The 17,169-nt window shown below is 62.2% G+C and carries 16 protein-coding genes; 13 read left to right on the forward strand and 3 right to left on the reverse strand.

Going from position 1 to position 17,169, the window contains the following annotated elements:
* Positions 1-44: 44 nt before the first annotated feature.
* Genes lexA through APH36_RS15290 form a run of 4 tightly spaced genes read left to right on the forward strand, consistent with a single transcriptional unit; the run spans position 45 to position 5,784 of the window.
* Positions 45-662: a transcriptional repressor LexA gene (gene lexA / locus APH36_RS15275; RefSeq protein WP_060499329.1), complete on the forward strand. Its 618-nt coding sequence runs from the start codon at positions 45-47 to the stop codon at positions 660-662.
* Positions 662-1,282, forward strand: coding sequence for a translesion DNA synthesis-associated protein ImuA (gene imuA, locus APH36_RS15280; RefSeq protein ID WP_060499330.1), 621 nt, complete (start codon positions 662-664; stop codon positions 1,280-1,282). The genes lexA and imuA overlap by 1 nt, the downstream gene beginning before the upstream one ends.
* 6 nt (positions 1,283-1,288) lie before the next feature.
* Complete coding sequence (locus APH36_RS15285) at positions 1,289-2,707, forward strand: DNA polymerase Y family protein (protein WP_060499331.1); 1,419 nt, start codon at positions 1,289-1,291, stop codon at positions 2,705-2,707.
* A complete protein-coding gene (locus APH36_RS15290) occupies positions 2,704-5,784 on the forward strand; it encodes an error-prone DNA polymerase (RefSeq protein ID WP_060499332.1) in 3,081 nt (1,026 codons plus the stop codon). The genes APH36_RS15285 and APH36_RS15290 overlap by 4 nt, the downstream gene beginning before the upstream one ends.
* 46 nt (positions 5,785-5,830) lie before the next feature.
* On the opposite strand, the gene APH36_RS15295 is transcribed toward APH36_RS15290, so the two are convergent.
* Both APH36_RS15295 and APH36_RS15300 read right to left on the reverse strand, forming a co-directional pair.
* The gene (locus APH36_RS15295; protein WP_060499333.1) at positions 5,831-6,652 is read right to left on the reverse strand and encodes an aldo/keto reductase; all 822 of its coding nucleotides are present in this window, start codon (positions 6,650-6,652) and stop codon (positions 5,831-5,833) included.
* Complete coding sequence (locus APH36_RS15300; RefSeq protein ID WP_060499334.1) at positions 6,640-7,545, reverse strand: LysR family transcriptional regulator; 906 nt, start codon at positions 7,543-7,545, stop codon at positions 6,640-6,642. The genes APH36_RS15295 and APH36_RS15300 overlap by 13 nt, the downstream gene beginning before the upstream one ends.
* A gap of 139 nt (positions 7,546-7,684) precedes the next feature.
* On the opposite strand from APH36_RS15300, the gene APH36_RS15305 reads away from it, so the two are divergent.
* The 9 genes from APH36_RS15305 (at position 7,685) to APH36_RS15345 (ending at position 16,055) form a co-directional block, all read left to right on the forward strand.
* Positions 7,685-8,383, forward strand: coding sequence for a CoA transferase subunit A (locus APH36_RS15305; RefSeq protein ID WP_060499335.1), 699 nt, complete (start codon positions 7,685-7,687; stop codon positions 8,381-8,383).
* A 35-nt stretch (positions 8,384-8,418) separates the two neighbouring features.
* Complete coding sequence (locus APH36_RS15310; RefSeq protein WP_012272371.1) at positions 8,419-9,075, forward strand: CoA transferase subunit B; 657 nt, start codon at positions 8,419-8,421, stop codon at positions 9,073-9,075.
* A gap of 153 nt (positions 9,076-9,228) precedes the next feature.
* Entirely contained in the window at positions 9,229-10,647 is a 1,419-nt protein-coding gene (locus APH36_RS15315) for a short-chain fatty acid transporter (protein ID WP_016715302.1), read from the forward strand.
* Between the two features lie 76 nt (positions 10,648-10,723).
* Positions 10,724-11,266: a helix-turn-helix domain-containing protein gene (locus APH36_RS15320; protein WP_060499336.1), complete on the forward strand. Its 543-nt coding sequence runs from the start codon at positions 10,724-10,726 to the stop codon at positions 11,264-11,266.
* A gap of 250 nt (positions 11,267-11,516) precedes the next feature.
* On the forward strand, positions 11,517-11,693 hold the full coding sequence (gene eppA, locus APH36_RS32100) for an EPS-associated small membrane protein EppA (protein ID WP_016487266.1): 177 nt from the start codon (positions 11,517-11,519) through the stop codon (positions 11,691-11,693).
* 264 nt (positions 11,694-11,957) lie between these two features.
* The gene (locus tag APH36_RS15330; protein ID WP_060499338.1) at positions 11,958-12,515 is read left to right on the forward strand and encodes a polysaccharide biosynthesis/export family protein; all 558 of its coding nucleotides are present in this window, start codon (positions 11,958-11,960) and stop codon (positions 12,513-12,515) included.
* 24 nt (positions 12,516-12,539) lie between these two features.
* Positions 12,540-13,655 carry a hypothetical protein gene (locus tag APH36_RS15335; protein WP_060499339.1) on the forward strand — a complete coding sequence of 372 codons (1,116 nt, stop codon included), beginning with the start codon at positions 12,540-12,542 and terminating at the stop codon, positions 13,653-13,655.
* A gap of 19 nt (positions 13,656-13,674) precedes the next feature.
* The gene (locus tag APH36_RS15340) at positions 13,675-15,237 is read left to right on the forward strand and encodes a Wzz/FepE/Etk N-terminal domain-containing protein (RefSeq protein ID WP_060499340.1); all 1,563 of its coding nucleotides are present in this window, start codon (positions 13,675-13,677) and stop codon (positions 15,235-15,237) included.
* An 11-nt stretch (positions 15,238-15,248) separates the two neighbouring features.
* The gene (locus APH36_RS15345; protein ID WP_060499341.1) at positions 15,249-16,055 is read left to right on the forward strand and encodes a CpsD/CapB family tyrosine-protein kinase; all 807 of its coding nucleotides are present in this window, start codon (positions 15,249-15,251) and stop codon (positions 16,053-16,055) included.
* Positions 16,056-16,099: 44 nt separating this feature from the next.
* Here APH36_RS15345 and galE read toward each other — a convergent pair whose 3' ends face one another.
* Entirely contained in the window at positions 16,100-17,068 is a 969-nt protein-coding gene (gene galE / locus APH36_RS15350) for a UDP-glucose 4-epimerase GalE (protein ID WP_060499342.1), read from the reverse strand.
* Positions 17,069-17,169 lie beyond the last annotated feature (101 nt).

Genomic DNA, 17,169 nt, shown 5'->3' on the forward strand with positions numbered 1-17,169 from the left:
TGGCGACAAAGGGGGCTGTTCAGCGTGCCCTGAAAAGAGTACAAATGTGCTCCATGGACAATCTAACCCCCAAACGCCGCGCCATTTTCGAATTCATTCGTGAGCGCATTGCCAACCATGGCCAGCCGCCAAGCCTGGCCGATATCGCCACGCGCTTCGGTTTTGCCTCGCGCAGCGTCGCGCGCAAGCACATCACTGCCCTGTGCCAGGCCGGCTACATCGATGTCACGCCGAACCAGGCGCGGGGCATCCGCCTGGCTGAACCGTTGCGCCGGCCAGAAATCCTCGAAGTACCGGTGCTGGGCCAGGTAGCGGCAGGTGCCCCCATAGGCCCGGATCTGGGCATTCACGAACAATTGCTGCTCGACCCCAGTCTGTTCCGCCGTACACCGGATTACCTGCTGAAGGTGCGTGGCGACTCGATGATCGACGATGGCATTTTCGACGGTGATCTGGTCGGCATTCTTCAGCAGGCCGACGCCCGCGATGGCCAGATCGTGGTTGCGCGCCTGGACGGTGAAGTCACCATCAAGCGCCTGCAACGCAAAGGCAGCCATTACCGGCTGTTGCCGCGCAACCCGGCCTACGCGCCCATCGATGTGAAGCCTGAACAGGCGTTTTTCATCGAAGGCGTGTTCTGCGGCTTGCTGAGGCGTGACTGATGGGCGCGGTGGTCGACCTCGACAGGCTGCTCGACCAGCGCCGGGTATGGCGCGGGCGGCAGGCCCAGGCGCGGCCACTCGGGTTGCAGCCCACCGGCCATACGGCCCTTGACGAGCGCTTGCCGGAAGGTGGCTGGCCAGCGGCCGCACTGAGCGAGCTGTTGCTGGCCAGCCCCGGTTGTGGCGAATTGCAGTTGCTGTGGCCAACCCTGGCCCGGCTAAGCGCTGACGCCAGCCGCGTGGTGCTGGTGGCACCGCCGTTCATCCCGTATGCACCGGCCTGGCAGGCGGCGGGAGTGGACCTGCGCTGGCTGGTACAGGTGGATGCCGAACCCACCGATGCCCTGTGGGCCGCCGAACAGTGCCTGCGCTCGGGCAGTTGTGCGGCAGTGCTATGCTGGCCGGAACGTGCCGATGACCGCGCCCTGAGGCGCTTGCAGGTGGCCGCTGAAACCGGCCAGGCACTGGCATTCGCCTGCAGGCCGCAGCAGGCGGCGCACAACCCTTCACCTGCAGCACTGCGCATTGCCGTTGACACGCGCCCGGCGCAATGGCGTGTGCTGAAGAGCCGTGGCGGCATGCCGCCAGCGCTGCCCATCGCCTGCCCGGGCCGGGGCTGATGCACCATGCTCTGGGCCTGCATCCTGCTGCCGCAGCTGGCGCTGGACACCGTCCTGCGTGAGCGTGACGACCCTGATACGCCTCTGGTGCTTGTTGGTGGGCCTACCCAGCGCCGTGTGGTGCAGGCGGTCAACCCGGCGGCCGCTGCACTTGGCTTGCGGGCCGGGCAAACCCTGACCGCAGCGCGTGCCCTGGCGGATGGCTTCACCTGTGTCGAAAGCGACCCCAAGCGCATCGAGCAGGTGCAGCAGTTGCTGGCGGCCTGGGCCTACCGTTTCAGTGCCCAGGTCAGCGTGCATTACCCTCGGGCGCTGTTGTTGGAAGTAGGCTCCAGCCTGCAACTGTTCGGCCCGTGGCCCTTGTTCGAGGCGCGTCTGCGCCAGGAACTGGCAGACCTGGGCTTGCGCCAACGCATCGTCCTGGCCAGCAACCCGGTGGCGGCACGTATGCTCGCCAATGGCCACGACGGTTTGGCGGTGAGCGATGCCGATGCAACTCGCGCAGCGTTGCTGGCCATGCCCATCACGCGAATCGGCTTGCCGGCAGAGGCTGCCGAAGCCTTTGCCCGCATGGGCTTGCGTCAACTGGGCCAGGTACTGGCCTTGCCGCGCGATACCTTGGCCAGGCGCTTTGCGGCCCAGATTCAGCTGCACCTCGATCAGTTGCTCGGCCTGCGCAACCTGGGGCTGGACTTCTACCAGCCACCGGACCGTTTCGAAACCCGGCTGGAGCTGAATTTCGACGTTGAATCACACCAAGCGCTGCTGTTCCCGCTGCGGCGCATGCTCAACGACCTGGCTGCATTTCTCGCCGGGCGCGACTGTGGCGTGCAGCGCTTTTGCCTGCATCTGGAGCATGCCGAAGGGCCGGATACCTTGCTCAAGGTGGGCCTGCTGGCGGCTGAGCGCGATGCTGCGATGCTGTTCGAACTGGCCCGTGGGCGCCTGGAGCCGCTGCGTATACCGGCAGCGGTGCGCAACCTGCGGTTGGTCGCCGAAGACCTGCCGCCCTTCGTGCCGCAGCATCAGCCGTTGTTCGACCCACGCGCACAACAGGCCCAACCCTGGGAGCAATTGCGCGAGCGGCTGCGCGCCCGCCTGGGGGATGAGGCCGTCAAGGGGGTGCGTGCAGCGGCAGATCACCGCCCTGAATGCGCCTGGCAACTGGCAGAGCAGGGCGCAAAAGGCAACATGCCGGTTGCCCCGGGCAGCCGCCCAGGTTGGCTACTGCCTGCACCGATGGCGCTGGATGATGCCGGCTATCGGTTGCAGGGCCATGCCGAACGCATCGAATCGGGCTGGTGGGATGGCGGCGATGTGCGCCGCGACTACTACCGCATCGAAACCCGTGAGGGCCTGCGTGGCTGGGCCTACCGCGACCTGGGCCAGGCCGGCCCGCTGTGGTTGCAGGGCTGGTTTGCATGAGCATGTCGGGATATGCCGAGCTGCATTGCTTGTCCAACTTCAGCTTCCAACGCGGTGCTTCGAGTGCCGAGGAGCTGTTCCGCCGCGCAGCTGAACAGGGTTATCAGGCGTTGGCGATCACGGACGAATGTACCCTGGCCGGTATCGTGCGCGCCTGGCAGGCCGCCAAGGCGCATGGGTTGCGGCTGATCGTCGGCAGCGAGGTGCAGTTGCACGACGGCCCCAAGCTGGTGCTGCTGGTCGAAAACCTGGCCGGCTACCAGAACTTGTGCGCACTGATCACCCGTGCCCGTCGGCGGGCAGAAAAGGGCGAATACCAGCTTTTTCGTGACGACCTGCAGCTGCACGGTCAGGGTCTGCTGGCCTTGTGGGTGGCCGATGACAGTGACAATACGGCCACCGGCGAGTGGCTGCGAAGTGTGTTCGATGAGCGCCTGTGGCTGGCGGTGCACCTGCACCGGGGCCACGACGATGCCATGCGCCTGCAACGCCTACGGGCACTGGCGGCCGATGTGGGGATCCGCGCCGTGGCCTGTGGCGACGTGCACATGCACGTGCGCGGCCGCCGTGCCTTGCAGGACTGCATGGCTGCCATCCGCCAGCATTGCCAGGTGTCCGAAGCCGGGCGCTTTCTGTTTGCCAATGGCGAGCGCCACTTGCGTAGCCTGGCGCAACTGGCCGAGCTGTACCCGTTCGACCTGTTGGCCGAAACCCTGGCCATTGCCCAGCGCTGCCAATTCGACCTCCGCGAGTTGAAGTACCAATACCCGCGCGAACTGGTGCCCCAGGGCCACACCCCGGCAAGCTGGTTGCACGCGCTGTGCGAGCAGGGCCTGCGGTTGCGCTGGCCGCAGGGGCCCAGTGACAAGGTGCGTGATGTGCTGGCCAAGGAACTGGCGCTGATTGAAGCACTGGGTTACGAGAGCTACTTCCTGACCGTGCACGACATCGTCGCCTTCGCCCGCAGCCAGCGCATCTTGTGCCAAGGGCGTGGCTCTGCTGCCAACTCGGTGGTGTGTTTCGTGCTGGGCATTACCGAGCTCGACCCCATGGAGCACCACCTGTTGTTCGAGCGTTTCCTGTCGCGCGAGCGCAACGAGCCACCCGATATCGACGTGGACTTCGAGCACGACCGGCGCGAAGAAGTGATTCAGTATGTGTTCCGCCGCTATGGCCGGCACCGTGCCGCGCTGACTGCGGTGGTCAACACTTACCATGCAGCGGGTGCGGTGCGGGATGTGGCGCGGGTGTTGGGTTTGCCAATGGATCAGGTGGATGCCCTGGCCAAATGCTGTGGCCGCTGGAGCGACCGCATACCCGACGACCAGCGACTGGCAGAAGCCGGCTTCGAGGCCGGCAGCCCGTCGTTGCGCCGGGTGCTGGTGCTGGCGGGTGAGCTTATCGGCTTCCCTCGGCACCTTTCGCAGCACCCGGGTGGTTTCGTTATTTCCCAGCAGCCGCTCGACCAGCTGGTGCCGGTGGAGAATGCAGCAATGGCGGAGCGCACGGTGATCCAGTGGGACAAGGACGACCTGGACATGGTCGGTTTGCTCAAGGTCGACGTGCTGGCGCTGGGTATGCTCAGTGCCTTGCGCCGTTGCTTCGACCTGCTGCAACGCCACCGTGGCCGACAGCTGACCCTGGCGACCATCCCCAGCGAATGCCCGGCCACTTACGCGATGATCAGCCGCGCCGAGACCATGGGGGTGTTCCAGATCGAGTCGCGTGCGCAGATGGCCATGCTGCCTCGGCTGCGACCCCGAACGTTCTATGACCTGGTCATCGAAGTGGCCATTGTCCGCCCGGGGCCGATTCAGGGTGACATGGTGCACCCCTACTTGCGCCGGCGCCTGAAGCAGGAGCCGGTGACCTACCCGTCGCCGAAGCTCAAGGCAGTCTTCGCACGGACCTTGGGCGTGCCGTTGTTTCAGGAACAGGTGATGGAACTGGCCATGGTCGCAGCCGACTACACGCCGGGCGAGGCCGACCAGCTACGTCGCAGCATGGCGGCCTGGAAACGCCACGGTGGCCTGGAGCCGCACCGCGAGCGGCTGTTGCAAGGCATGCTGCGAAATGGTTACGAACTGGCGTTCGCCGAGCGTATCTTCGAGCAGATCAAGGGCTTTGGCAGCTATGGTTTCCCGGAGTCGCACGCGGCCAGTTTTGCCTTGCTGTGTTATGCCAGCAGCTGGCTGAAGTGCCATGAGCCGGCAATCTTCACCTGCGCGCTGGTCAACAGCTGGCCCATGGGCTTCTACAGCCCGGACCAGTTGCTGCAGGAGGCGCGCCGCCAAGGTATCGAGGTGCGGCCCGTCGACGTATGCCACAGCGACTGGGACTGTACCCTCGAACCTGATGCTCAAGGTGTGTTGGCCATTCGCATGGGCTTGCGGCTGGTGCGTGGCCTGGCCGAAGCCGATGCCAGGCGCGTGCAGCAGGCGAGGGCGCAACGGCCGTGGCGCGACGTCGAAGACCTTTGCTTGCGTGCTGGCCTCGACCAACGCGCCCGTGCCCGTCTGGCTGATGGCGGGGCATTGCGTACCTTGGCCAGCGACCGCCATCAGGCACGCTGGCAGGTGGCGGCGGTGCAGCCGCAGTTGCCCTTGTTCGCAGAGGTGGAAGCAGTGCCTGAAGCCGCAGTTGATTTGCCTGTGCCAAGCGTGGGTGAGGACCTGATGGCCGATTACCAGACCTTGGGCACTACGCTCGGCCCGCATCCGCTGGCCTTGTTACGTTCACGCCTGAGGGCGTTGGGGTGTCGCAGTTCGAGTGAGCTGCAAGGTGTCGCGCATGGCGACAACATTGCGGTGGCCGGACTGGTAGTGGGCCGCCAGCGGCCGCAAACTGCCAGTGGGGTCACCTTCGTCACACTGGAGGATGAGCACGGGATGGTCAACGTGGTCGTGTGGCGGGAGCTTGCCGAGCGGCAACGGCGGGCGCTGGTGGGGTCGCAGCTACTGAAGGTCAGTGGGCGGCTGGAGCAGGAGGAGGGGGTGAGGCACCTGATTGCGCGGCGGCTGGAGGATGTTAGCCCACTGTTGCAGGGGCTGGATGTGCGCAGCCGCGACTTCCATTAAGTGATTGGGGCTGCAACGCAGCCCCAAGATGTTCAAGGCTGGGTGCTTACACCATCGCCAACCGCTGCTTGCGCGTCGGTGCCGGGAACGCCCGGTCGATCGCTCGCAGGTCTTCACTGTTCAAGGTCAATAACCCCGCAGCAGCATTCAGCCGCACATGCTCAGGTGTCACGGCTTTGGGGATGGCGATCACCCCGTCGTTGCGGGTCACCCAGGCCAGGCTGACCTGGGCCGGTGTAGCACCATGGCGCTCGGCGATTTCTGCCAGCACGGGGTGCTGCAACAAGCGCCCGGCCTGAGCCAGCGGGCAGTAGGCCATGGTCGGCAGCGCACGTTTTTCGCACCACGGCAGCAGGTCGAACTCGATGCCACGCTGAGCCGGGTTGTACAGCACCTGGTTGGTGGCACAGTCAGGATTGTGCAGTTCGCGCAGGTCGTCTACGTCGAAATTGGACACGCCCCAGCGCTTGATCTTGCCTTGCTCGCGCAAGCGCTCGAAGGCATCGACCGTTTCTTCCAGCGAGTGCTGGCCACGCCAGTGCAGCAGGTACAGGTCAATGCAGTCAGTCCCCAAGCGTGTGAGGCTGCGCTCACAGGCAGCTGCCATGCCGCGAGCACTCGCATTGTGCGGGTACACCTTGCTGACCAGAAATACCTGGTCGCGCCGCCCGGCAATCGCCTGGCCAACCACGGATTCTGCCCCGCCTTCAGCATACATCTCGGCGGTGTCGATCAGGGCCAGGCCCAGCTCGATGCCCTGTTGCAGGGCCGCGACCTCGGCAGCCTTGCGGCCAGGGTCTTCCCCCATGTACCAGGTACCTTGGCCAATGGCCGGAACGCTCGAGCCTGCCAGTTTCACGTAACGCATGTCACCTCCGGGATCCGGGTATTGGAATACAAAACCTCAAGCAGCGCTTGCGCTGCGGTGGAAAGCTTGTGTTCGCTAAGGGCAATCACGCCGATGCGCCGCTCGACCGTGGGCTCCACCAAAGTTACGCAACGGGCGCCCAGCTCTTGCATCTGGTTGATGCACAGCGCCGGTACGGCACTGACCCCCAGGCCGCTGGCGACCATGCGGCCGATGGTCGCCAACTGGTGGCTTTCGAAGGCCACGGCCAGTTTGCCGTGCTGGGGTGCCACATTCTGCTCCATCAGCAGGCGCACTGCCGAAGGGCGTTGCAGGGCGACGAAGTCTTCGGCCATCAGCTGTGCCCAGCTCACCTCGGGCAGCAGTGCCAGGGGCGAGTCGGCAGGCACCACCGCGACGAAACGGTCCATGTACAACGGGTGGAAGTCCAGCCCGTCGATGTTGTCCGGCTCGAAGCCGATGCCCAGTTCGACGCGGCGATGGCGCACCAGTTCCTGCACCTGTTCATTGATCACGTCATGCACGGTGACGTTGACCTTGGGGTAGCGTTGACGAAACACCTTGAGCGAGTGGGGCAGCAGGTTGCCGGCGAACGCCGGCATGGCTGCCACCGCCACGCGGCCCAGTTGCAAGGTAAAGCGCTGGCGCAGCATCTCCTCGGTGTCGTCCCAATCGGCCAGAAGCCGCCGTGCCAGTGGCAGCAGCACTTCGCCTTCGGCGGTCAGGCTGACGCTGCGCGTGGTGCGGCTGAGCAGGGCACCGCCGAGGTTTTCTTCCAGCGCCTTGATGGTCAGGCTGAGGGCGGGCTGTGAGACATGCAGGTGCTCTCCGGCCTGGGCAAAGCTTTGGTACTTGGCCACGGCGACAAAAGCACGCAGTTGCTTGACGTTCATGACGGGCCTATTTTTGTTTTGTAAAAGTTATCAATCGATGACGAAAACAAAATTAACAAATCAGTCGCTTGCGGTGAAGATGTCTGCACACGCTCACCGACAGCTTCGTCGGTTCAACAACTACAAAAGGCGGATCAGCATGGCCGGACTGGACAAGCGCGTTGCAACCTATGAACAGGCCCTTGAAGGCCTGACCGACAACATGACGGTACTGGCCGGTGGTTTCGGCCTGTGCGGCATCCCGGAAAACCTCATTGGCGAAATCAAGCGGCGCGGCGTCAAAGGCCTGACCGTGGTCTCCAACAACTGCGGCGTCGACGGCTTTGGCCTGGGTGTGCTGCTGGAAGACCGGCAGATCCGCAAGATGATCGCTTCCTACGTGGGCGAAAACGCCGAGTTCGAACGCCAGCTGCTCAGCGGCGAGCTGGAGGTGGAGCTGACTCCGCAGGGCACCCTCGCCGAGAAAATGCGCGCAGGAGGTGCCGGTATTCCGGCGTTCTACACCGCCACCGGCTACGGCACCCCGGTTGCCGACGGCAAGGAAGTGCGCGAGTTCAAGGGCCGCAAGTACATCCTAGAAGCGTCCATTACAGGCGACTTCGCCATCGTCAAGGGCTGGAAGGCTGACCACTACGGCAACGTGGTGTACCGCAACACGGCGCAAAACTTCAACCCGCTGGCGGCCACCGCCGGCAAGATCACCGTGGTCGAAGTGGAAGAAATCGTCGAGCCAGGCGTGCTGTTGCCCAGCGAGATCCACACCCCAGGCATCTATGTGGACCGCGTTATCGTCGGCACCTTCGAAAAGCGTATCGAAAAGCGCACCGTCAAGGCCTGAGCGCCATCCACCAGAACAACAAAGAGATCCTGACCATGGCACTGACCCGCGAACAGATGGCGCAACGCGTCGCCCGTGAACTGAAGGACGGCTACTACGTGAACCTGGGTATCGGCATTCCGACCCTGGTGGCCAACTACGTACCCGCCGACATGGATGTGATGCTGCAATCGGAAAACGGCCTCCTCGGCATGGGCGAATTCCCGACCGAAAGTACGATTGATGCCGACATGATCAACGCCGGCAAACAAACCGTCACCGCCCGCCGCGGTGCCTCGATTTTCGATTCGGCGCAGTCGTTCGCCATGATCCGCGGCGGCCACGTCGACCTGACCGTACTGGGCGCCTTCGAAGTGGACGTGCAGGGCAACATCGCCTCGTGGATGATCCCGGGCAAACTGGTCAAGGGCATGGGCGGTGCCATGGACCTGGTGGCTGGCGCCGATAACATCATCGTCACCATGACCCACGCCTCCAAGGACGGCGAGTCCAAGCTGCTGCCGCAGTGCAGCCTGCCACTCACCGGGGCTGGCTGCATCCGCAAAGTGCTGACCGACCTGGCCTACCTGGAAATCGAAGACGGCGCCTTCATCCTGCGCGAGACCGCACCAGGGGTGAGCGTCGAGGAAATCATCGAGAAAACCGCCGGCAAGCTGATCGTGCCGGATGATGTGAAGGAAATGACCTTCTAAGGCATCACGCGATCCTACCCTGTGGGAGCGGGTTTACCCGCGAATGCGTCGGTACATTCACCGCCGCATTCGTGGGTAAACCCGCTCCCACAGGTTTTTGTGTTGCCTGGCAACACGGTTTCACATCATAAAACCAATAAAAGGAATTCAACTGTGGCCGCTGAAATCCAAGACAGCCGCTCCGCCCGCTTTGCCTTGCGTTGTTCCAACTGGGCGGAACGCTGGTTCCCCGATTCCTGGGTGTTCGCCGCGCTGGCGGTGCTGTTGGTGTGCATCGGCGCGCTGGCCATGGGGGCCAAGCCGACCGACACCGCCAAAGCCTTTGGCGATGGCTTCTGGAGCCTGATCCCGTTCACCATGCAGATGGCCTTCGTGGTGATCGGCGGTTATGTGGTGGCCAGCTCGCCGCCTGCCGCACGGCTGATCGACCGTCTGGCGCGCATCCCAGGGAATGGTCGCTCGGCAGTGTGCTGGGTCGCACTGATCTCGATGTTGGCGTCCTTGCTCAACTGGGGCCTGTCGTTGGTATTCGGTGGCCTCCTGGTACGCGCCCTGGCACGGCGCACCGAGCTGAAAATGGACTACCGTGCCGCAGGTGCTGCTGCCTACCTGGGCCTGGGCGCGGTATGGGCACTGGGCCTGTCGTCATCGGCTGCTCAACTGCAAGCCAACCCGGCCAGCCTGCCCCCTTCGATCCTGTCGATTACCGGGGTCATCCCGTTCACCGAAACCATTTTCCTCTGGCAATCCGGTGTAATGCTGGCGGCGCTGGTAGTGGTGTCGCTGGTGATTGCCTACGCCACGGCCCCCGGCCCAAACAGTGCGCGCAGCGCCGAAGACTGCGGTGTTGACCCCAGTTTCACCGCGCCACCGGCACCGCAACGTACCCGCCCGGGGGAGTGGCTGGAGCACAGCCCGATCCTGATTCTGCTGCTGGTGGCCCTGGCCGCTGGCTGGCTGTACCAGGAGTTCGCCACCAAACCTGCGATCACGGCGATTTCCGGGCTGAACACCTACAACCTGTTGTTCATCATGCTGGGTGCCTTGTTGCACTGGCGCCCACGCAGCTTTCTTGACGCCGTCGCGAGAGCTGTGCCGACCACCACCGGGGTGCTGATCCAGTTCCCGCTGTATGGCTCGATTGCCGCCATCCTTACCCAGGTCAAGGGTGTGGATGAGCAGACCCTTGCGCATCACATCTCGCTGTTCTTCACCCAGATAGCCACCCATGACACCTATGCCGTGCTGATGGGCGTGTATTCGGCGGTGCTGGGCTTCTTCATCCCTTCGGGCGGTGGCAAGTGGATCATCGAAGCGCCTTACGTGATGCTGGTGGCCAACGACCTGCAGTACCATCTGGGCTGGGCGGTGCAGATCTACAACGCTGCCGAAGCTCTGCCCAACCTGATCAACCCGTTCTACATGCTGCCGCTGCTGGGCGTGCTAGGGCTCAAGGCGCGCGACCTGATCGGTTTTTCCTTCGTCCAGTTGCTGGTGCATGTGCCGTTGGTGCTGGTGTTGCTGTGGGCACTGGGTACGACGCTGCAGTACGTGCCGCCGGTAATGCCGTAGTTAAAGGGGCGCTCAGGCTTGGCGTCAGCTTTCAGACGCGTATCATGGCTGCCTCAGCCTGGGAAACCCGCGTCACATGTCTATCCGATTGAAACTGCTGCGTAAGAAACTGGGGATGACTCTGGAAATGCTGGCCGAAAAGACCGGCATGACCAAAAGCTACCTGTCCAAGGTCGAGCGTGGCCTCAACACACCCTCGATCGCAGCCGCGTTGAAGCTGGCGCGGGCGCTGAACGTCAATGTTGAAGAGCTGTTCGCCGAAGAACAGACAGGGGCGAGCCGCTACAGCCTGGTGCGCCATGGCGAACGCCAGGCTTTGGTCGGCGATGGGCAAGGGCCGGGGTATGCGGCCCTCACGAGCCAGGTGGGGCAGCGCAGCCTGTTGCCGTTTCTGATCCAGCCGCCTTCCGAATTCAGTGACCCCACGTTCAAGGAGCATCAGGGCGAGGAGTTCCTGTTCGTGCATGCCGGCCAGGTCGAGGTGGATTTCATGAACGAGCGGGTGCTGCTGGAACAGGGCGATGCCCTGCATTTCAACGCCCAGACACCCCACCGGCTGCGCTCGGTGAGTGCGCAGCCGGCACAGTTGCTGGTCGTGGTTCACCACGCGGACGAATGAACAGCAGCGGGCGTGCGGCATGGCCCCCTGCCTTCTGGACCGTGACCCACAGCCGCCATTACGACAACGTGGCGCTGCACATTCTGCGTGTCGATATTTTGACGATATCGCCCATCTCCCATTGAATTTTATTATGGTGTCGGATCATTGACGTAGTGTCATTGTGCCCATAAGCTCAACTCAACAGCGAAACAACTCCCGCCACACCACGCCAATAACTAATTGATTTTCCTGTTTTTTGGAGGGGCGTATGCGCACGACTCTGATTATCAAATCGATGTTTTTGCTGGTGTTGCTGAGTGGTGCCGCTCGCGCAGCAGATTCGTATGTAAATCAAAACAGTATCATTCCTGTTTCAACCGCAGGCTGGTTGTTGGCGTTTGCTGTTGTCGGCTTTGTGCTGGTGGCTAACAGAAGAAAGATCTGAACCTGATCGGCGCGTTTATAAAGTACAACGCGTTGCCCCAAGCCTTGGGCCTGGCTTGTGAATTCCCCAACCGTTGCTATATTCCCATTAGCCCATGAGGCCCACGGTTGCAGTACGTTGCAGCCTGCGTATACAGCGTCAAGGTAAAGGCCTCCAGGAAGGTAGGGGCCATCGCGGCGGATGTCGGTCGCGAAGCGGAGCGAGAGTTGGTGTGCTGTTCTCATTCAGTGCTCTTTGTCGGGCCATTTGGCCGGAGGGACCCTCATGAAGCGTTCATTGATTGCCGCATTCTGCATGCTGACGGTGTGGTCTGGCGTCAGCAGCGCAGCCCCGAGTAGTGCGGCATACCTGCTTAGCCCCGGTGATGTCGTCATGGTTTCGGTGTGGCAGGAAGACAGCCTGCGTCAAGAAGCCACCGTACTTCCCGATGGCAGTATTACCTTCCCCCTGGCCGGGCGCATCGATGTTGCCGGGCTGGATGTCACTGCAGTTGAAAAGCAAGTCGCTGCCAAACTCGAAAAGTTCCTCCCCGACCCGAACGTCAGCGTTGTCGTCAAGAGCATCGCCGGCAACCTGGTCTATGTCCAAGGCAAAGTGATCAAGCCGGGCCCGGTGCAAATGGCAGGCCCTACGGCGGTGCTTCAGGCCCTGAGCATGTCGGGCGGCCTGGACAAGTTTGCGGACGAAAGCGAAATCAAGGTGGTCCGTGGCACTGGCGCTTCCCAAAAGATCCTGCCCGTGCGATATAAGGACCTGGTGTCTGGGCGGGACATGTCCACCAACATCCAACTTCAGGCTGGCGACACGCTGGTCGTTCCTTGATCTTGCCTTTAATAAGAACTTTTAATGCCTCTTCTTAAAACAACACGCATTGCAACGGCAATTCTGGTGTTGCCGTTCACGGACGCGGTCCTGGCGGCAAATTGGCAGTCCACGGTGGTGGTACCGACATCCGTCGAATACGACAGCAACCCTTTGTTGCTGACGTCGGGGGAAAAGGGCATAACGCGCACGATCATTGCGCCGGACTACACCCTGATCGGTACCTTCGACCGTGACGAACTGAGGTTGGGGTTGGGCATGCATGTGTTGCGCTCATCCGACACGGACATAGTCAAGGACCGGGAAGACCCTGACCTGAGCCTGGGCTGGCAGCGCACGACCGAGCGTGGGCGTTTTGGCCTGGTGGCACGCTACAACGAAAGCTCGACCTTGTCGGGAACCGTGCTGGACACTGGTGTGATCACCACCGACGGTACACAAAAGCTGTATACGCTGACCGGCAACTGGAGCCAGGCGGTTACCGAACGCAGCACCCTGAGTAACGAAACCACATACAGCCGTGCCCGTTATGACATCAGTACGCTGACGGGTTACGACGAATTGGCGAACGTCTTTACTTGGACCTACGCCTGGAACGAGCGGGCCGACCTTTACACCCGTTTCGGCGCGCGGCGGTATGAGCCCGAGCAAGACCTTACCGCGACAGCCTCCAATAGCTACACCCCAGCAGTGGGGATCAAGTACCAGCTTTCGGAACGCCTGAGTGCCGACGCGCACGTAGGCGTCAACGAAGTATCCGGTGACGAAGGCGGCCGGCGCGGGGAGGGCGGCGTATCGCTGCTGTACACCGGTGTGCGCGCAGATGCCAGTTTTACTGCCGAACGCAGCACGGTGGCCAGCGCCGAAGGTGGCTTCGCCGAGCTGGACCAGGTACGCGGTGTGTGGAGTTACGCGGTCAGCGAGCTGAACCGGGTGGGCGCGGACGCGGCCTGGCAAGACAGCAAGGGGCAGAGCCCCAACACGTTGCAGACTTACAGCGTATGGGCCAGCCGCCAGTTTTCGCCGTACTGGGACCTGCGCCTGTCGCTGATGTACAAGGAACGGCAGCAGGACCATGTAGCGGATGCAACCGCGACGATCGTTGGTTTGACGTTGACGTACAGGTACCCCGACATCTGAACTTCAGGCAGGTGGCCCCATGAAGTCTGACTACGAACTCTCCCTCAGGGATTACATCGCCATTATCAAGGACAGGGCCCTGGTGTTAGGGGTGAGTGCCGCAGTCATTCTTGCCGCGACCGTGGCTGTCGCGTTGATGGTGCCGCCGATCTACCAGTCGACCGGCACTATCCTGGTGGAGTCGCAGCAGATTTCACCCGAGCTGGTGTCTACCAACAACACCAGCTTCGCCGATGAGCGCATCGAGGTGATCCGCCAGCGGGTGATGACCCGTGAGAACCTGCTGCGCATCATCGGCAAGTACGACCTGTTCGCCGACAAGCGCCTGAGCGAAAGCGACAAGATCGACCAGATGCGCAGTGCTATCGTGGTCGAAACCCTTACCACGTTTGTGCGCGGGCGGGGTGAAGCCACCGTGGCGTTCAATGTGTCCTTCGAACACAAGCAGGCGCAAGTGGCCAAGGAAGTGGCTGACGAACTGGTGACGCTGTTCCTCAACGAGAACCTCAAGCAGCGCACCGAGCGGGCCAACGAAACCACCGAATTTCTCACCCAGGAGGCCAACAAGCTGGGCGCCGAGTTGGCCAGCTTGGAAAACCAGCTGGCCGACTTCAAGCAAGCCCATGCCAACGCCTTGCCCGAGCACCAGACCCTGCGCATGAACATGCTGTCACGCTCGGAGCTGGAATTCCGTGAAGTCGACCGTGACTACAAGGCTGCCCAGGAAGAGCTGCGCTACCTTGAGCTGGAATTGTCTGCCGCCAATGCTGGCCTGGCCACCAAGGCAACCGAAGGCAGTAAATCAGCGAGCGCCGACCAGCCCGAGGACCTGCCCAGCCTGAAGGCTGAATACGCCCGCTTGCTGACCCGCTACAAAGACGCTCACCCGGATGTGGTGGCGATCAAACGCAAGATTCAGGCACTCGAAGCCACGGGTGGTCGCACGGCAGCGGCTTCCACGGTGAGCCTCGACGTTGCCCGCGTGCGCGCCAAGATGAGTGCAGCCCAGGAACGTATCAGTTCGCTGGCCGATCAGAAGCGCGAACTGACCAAAAAGATGGAAGGCTACGAGGCCGAGATCCTCGAAGCACCGCAGGTCGAACGTGGCCTGGTGACCTTGATGCGCGACCACGACAACGCCCGCAAGAAGTACGAAGAAATCCGCGCCAAGGAAATGGGCGCGAAGATTACCGAAAGCCTGGAACAGGAAAACAAAGCCGAGCGCTTCGTGCTGCTGGAGCCACCGTTGATGCCAGAGAAGCCGATCAAGCCCAACCGCAAGAAAATCGCGGCCCTAGGGCTGGTGCTGGCGCCGGCAGGTGGTGGTGCGCTGGTGATGCTGCTGGAAATGCTCAACCAGCGTGTGCGCGGCGTCGGTGCCCTGGAAAACCTGCTGGGCAAACGCGTGTTGGTGGCGGTGCCGTACATCGATACCAAAGCGGATGTGGCCAGGCGTAAACGCTGGCGGAACGGGTTGATCCTGGCGGCGCTGGTACTGGCGGCTATCATGGTAGTGCTGGTGCACGTGTTCTACATGCCACTGGATGTGCTGTTGTTCAAAGTCATGTCTCGGTTTGCATAGGGAAAGCAGTGATGGACAGGATCAAGCCGGCTATTGGCAATAACGTTCACCCGGTGACGCCGGGAACTCCCCAGGCCTTGTCACCAGCCCCGGGGACGGCACTGGCGGAAGTGCCTGGCCAGTTCGACTACGTGAACACCAAGGTTGTGCCGCTTCGCCCGGAGCACCTTGAGCGTCACCGCATCGTGGCCTACAACAAGAACTCCAGCATGAATGGGCCGATCGACCTGCTGCGCACGCAGGTACTCAGGCTTATGGACGAAAACGGCTGGCGCACCCTGGCCATCACCTCACCCACACCTGAGGCGGGCAAGACGGTGCTGGCGATCAACCTGGCCATGAGCATCGCCCACCACACCACCAAGACGGCGCTGCTGGTGGACTTCGACTTGCGCCGGCCCAAGGTCGGCAGCAGCCTGGGGCTGCCCATGGAACAGGCGCTGAACGAGTTTTTGACGGACAAGGCCGAACTGCAGGAGTGCCTGGTCAACCCGACCCTGCCGCGCTTTGTCGTGTTGCCAACACGGGTACCTGTGCCGTTGTCGACCGAGATGCTGTCGTCGCCCAAGGTGAACAACCTGATCAGCGACTTGCGCAACCGCTACGAGTCGCGCATCTGTATTTTCGACTTGCCACCGTTGCTTAGCTCTGATGATGCGATCACCGTGATACCCAAGTTCGACTGTGTATTGCTGGTGGTGGCCAACGGGATGAACAACAAGAAGGAAATCGAGGATTGCCTGCATCACCTGGGGCAGGTGAACCTGATCGGGACTGTATTGAACAAGGCTGACGAGCAACCGCGCACCTACTATTGAGGCTCAAGACCTCGGGGCGCACAGCGCCCCCAAGGATGTCAGCCCTAATGCAGGGTCCAGGGGTGCTGCAACTCCCACTGCCACGCATGCCGCACAATCTGCTCCAGCGATACAAACTCCGGCCGCCAACCCAATACGTTCATTGCCTTGCTGGCATCCGCCACCAGCCGGGGCGGGTCGCCGGCGCGACGCGGGGCGTCTATTACGTGGATTTCACGCCCAGTCACCGCACGGGCAGTATCGATCACTTCCTGCACTGAAAAACCATGGCCATTGCCGAGGTTGAACGCCGTACGATCGCCACCCGCCAATAGATAGTCCACCGCCAGTGCATGCGCCGTCGCCAGGTCGGCCACATGGATGTAGTCGCGTATACAGGTGCCATCCGGCGTGTCGTAATCCCGGCCAAACACTGTCACCGCCTCGCGTCGGCCCGAGGCAGCCTGAAGGATCAGCGGGATCAGGTGGGTTTCCGGTTCGTGGCGCTCTCCCAGCTGGCCCTCCGGGTCAGCGCCTGCCGCATTGAAATAGCGCAGGCAAACCGATTTCAAGCCATAGGCCCGGTCGAAGTCCTCGAGAATCTGCTCGACCATCCATTTGCTCAGCCCATACGGGTTGATTGGTCCCTTGGTATGCGCTTCATCGATTGGAATATAGAGCGGGTTACCGTAAACGGCCGCGCTGGAAGAAAACACCAGATGCTTGATGCCGGCATTCACCATGGCCTGCAGCAGGCTAAGGGTGGCCGCGACATTATTCTGGTAGTACTTGCCAGGCGCGCTGACCGACTCACCTACCTGGATGAACGAGGCAAAGTGAAAGACAGCATCAAAGCGGCACACGCCAAACAACACATCCAGTGCGGCCTCGTCGGCGATATCCAGCTTGGCCCATTGGACGCCAGGTGCAGGTGCAACCAGGTCAGCCACCACCACCTCGTGGCATGCAGCGATCAAGTGCTTGACCATGTGCGAGCCAATGTAGCCGGCGCCACCGACAACCAGGAACTTCATCCGCACCTCCTGTGACCCGCTGATTTACAGACGCAGTGAACCGTCCCTGAACAGTACAGGTGAATTGGCCAGCTACAGGTGACTTGAGCGTAGATGGCCAG

The organism is Pseudomonas sp. NBRC 111133 (assembly GCF_001320605.1).
Taxonomy (GTDB): Bacteria; Pseudomonadota; Gammaproteobacteria; order Pseudomonadales; family Pseudomonadaceae; genus Aquipseudomonas; species Aquipseudomonas monteilii.

Coding starts and splice junctions, on each gene's coding strand:
- APH36_RS15310 (WP_012272371.1), top strand. CDS start 8,419: ATGGCACTGACCCGCGAACAGATGGCGCAACGCGTCGCCCGTGAACTG.
- lexA (WP_060499329.1), top strand. CDS start 45: ATGTGCTCCATGGACAATCTAACCCCCAAACGCCGCGCCATTTTCGAA.
- APH36_RS15300 (WP_060499334.1), bottom strand. CDS start 7,545: ATGAACGTCAAGCAACTGCGTGCTTTTGTCGCCGTGGCCAAGTACCAA.
- eppA (WP_016487266.1), top strand. CDS start 11,517: ATGCGCACGACTCTGATTATCAAATCGATGTTTTTGCTGGTGTTGCTG.
- APH36_RS15305 (WP_060499335.1), top strand. CDS start 7,685: ATGGCCGGACTGGACAAGCGCGTTGCAACCTATGAACAGGCCCTTGAA.
- APH36_RS15340 (WP_060499340.1), top strand. CDS start 13,675: ATGAAGTCTGACTACGAACTCTCCCTCAGGGATTACATCGCCATTATC.
- APH36_RS15345 (WP_060499341.1), top strand. CDS start 15,249: ATGGACAGGATCAAGCCGGCTATTGGCAATAACGTTCACCCGGTGACG.
- APH36_RS15295 (WP_060499333.1), bottom strand. CDS start 6,652: ATGCGTTACGTGAAACTGGCAGGCTCGAGCGTTCCGGCCATTGGCCAA.
- imuA (WP_060499330.1), top strand. CDS start 662: ATGGGCGCGGTGGTCGACCTCGACAGGCTGCTCGACCAGCGCCGGGTA.
- APH36_RS15320 (WP_060499336.1), top strand. CDS start 10,724: ATGTCTATCCGATTGAAACTGCTGCGTAAGAAACTGGGGATGACTCTG.
- APH36_RS15330 (WP_060499338.1), top strand. CDS start 11,958: ATGAAGCGTTCATTGATTGCCGCATTCTGCATGCTGACGGTGTGGTCT.
- APH36_RS15335 (WP_060499339.1), top strand. CDS start 12,540: ATGCCTCTTCTTAAAACAACACGCATTGCAACGGCAATTCTGGTGTTG.
- galE (WP_060499342.1), bottom strand. CDS start 17,068: ATGAAGTTCCTGGTTGTCGGTGGCGCCGGCTACATTGGCTCGCACATG.
- APH36_RS15285 (WP_060499331.1), top strand. CDS start 1,289: ATGCTCTGGGCCTGCATCCTGCTGCCGCAGCTGGCGCTGGACACCGTC.
- APH36_RS15290 (WP_060499332.1), top strand. CDS start 2,704: ATGAGCATGTCGGGATATGCCGAGCTGCATTGCTTGTCCAACTTCAGC.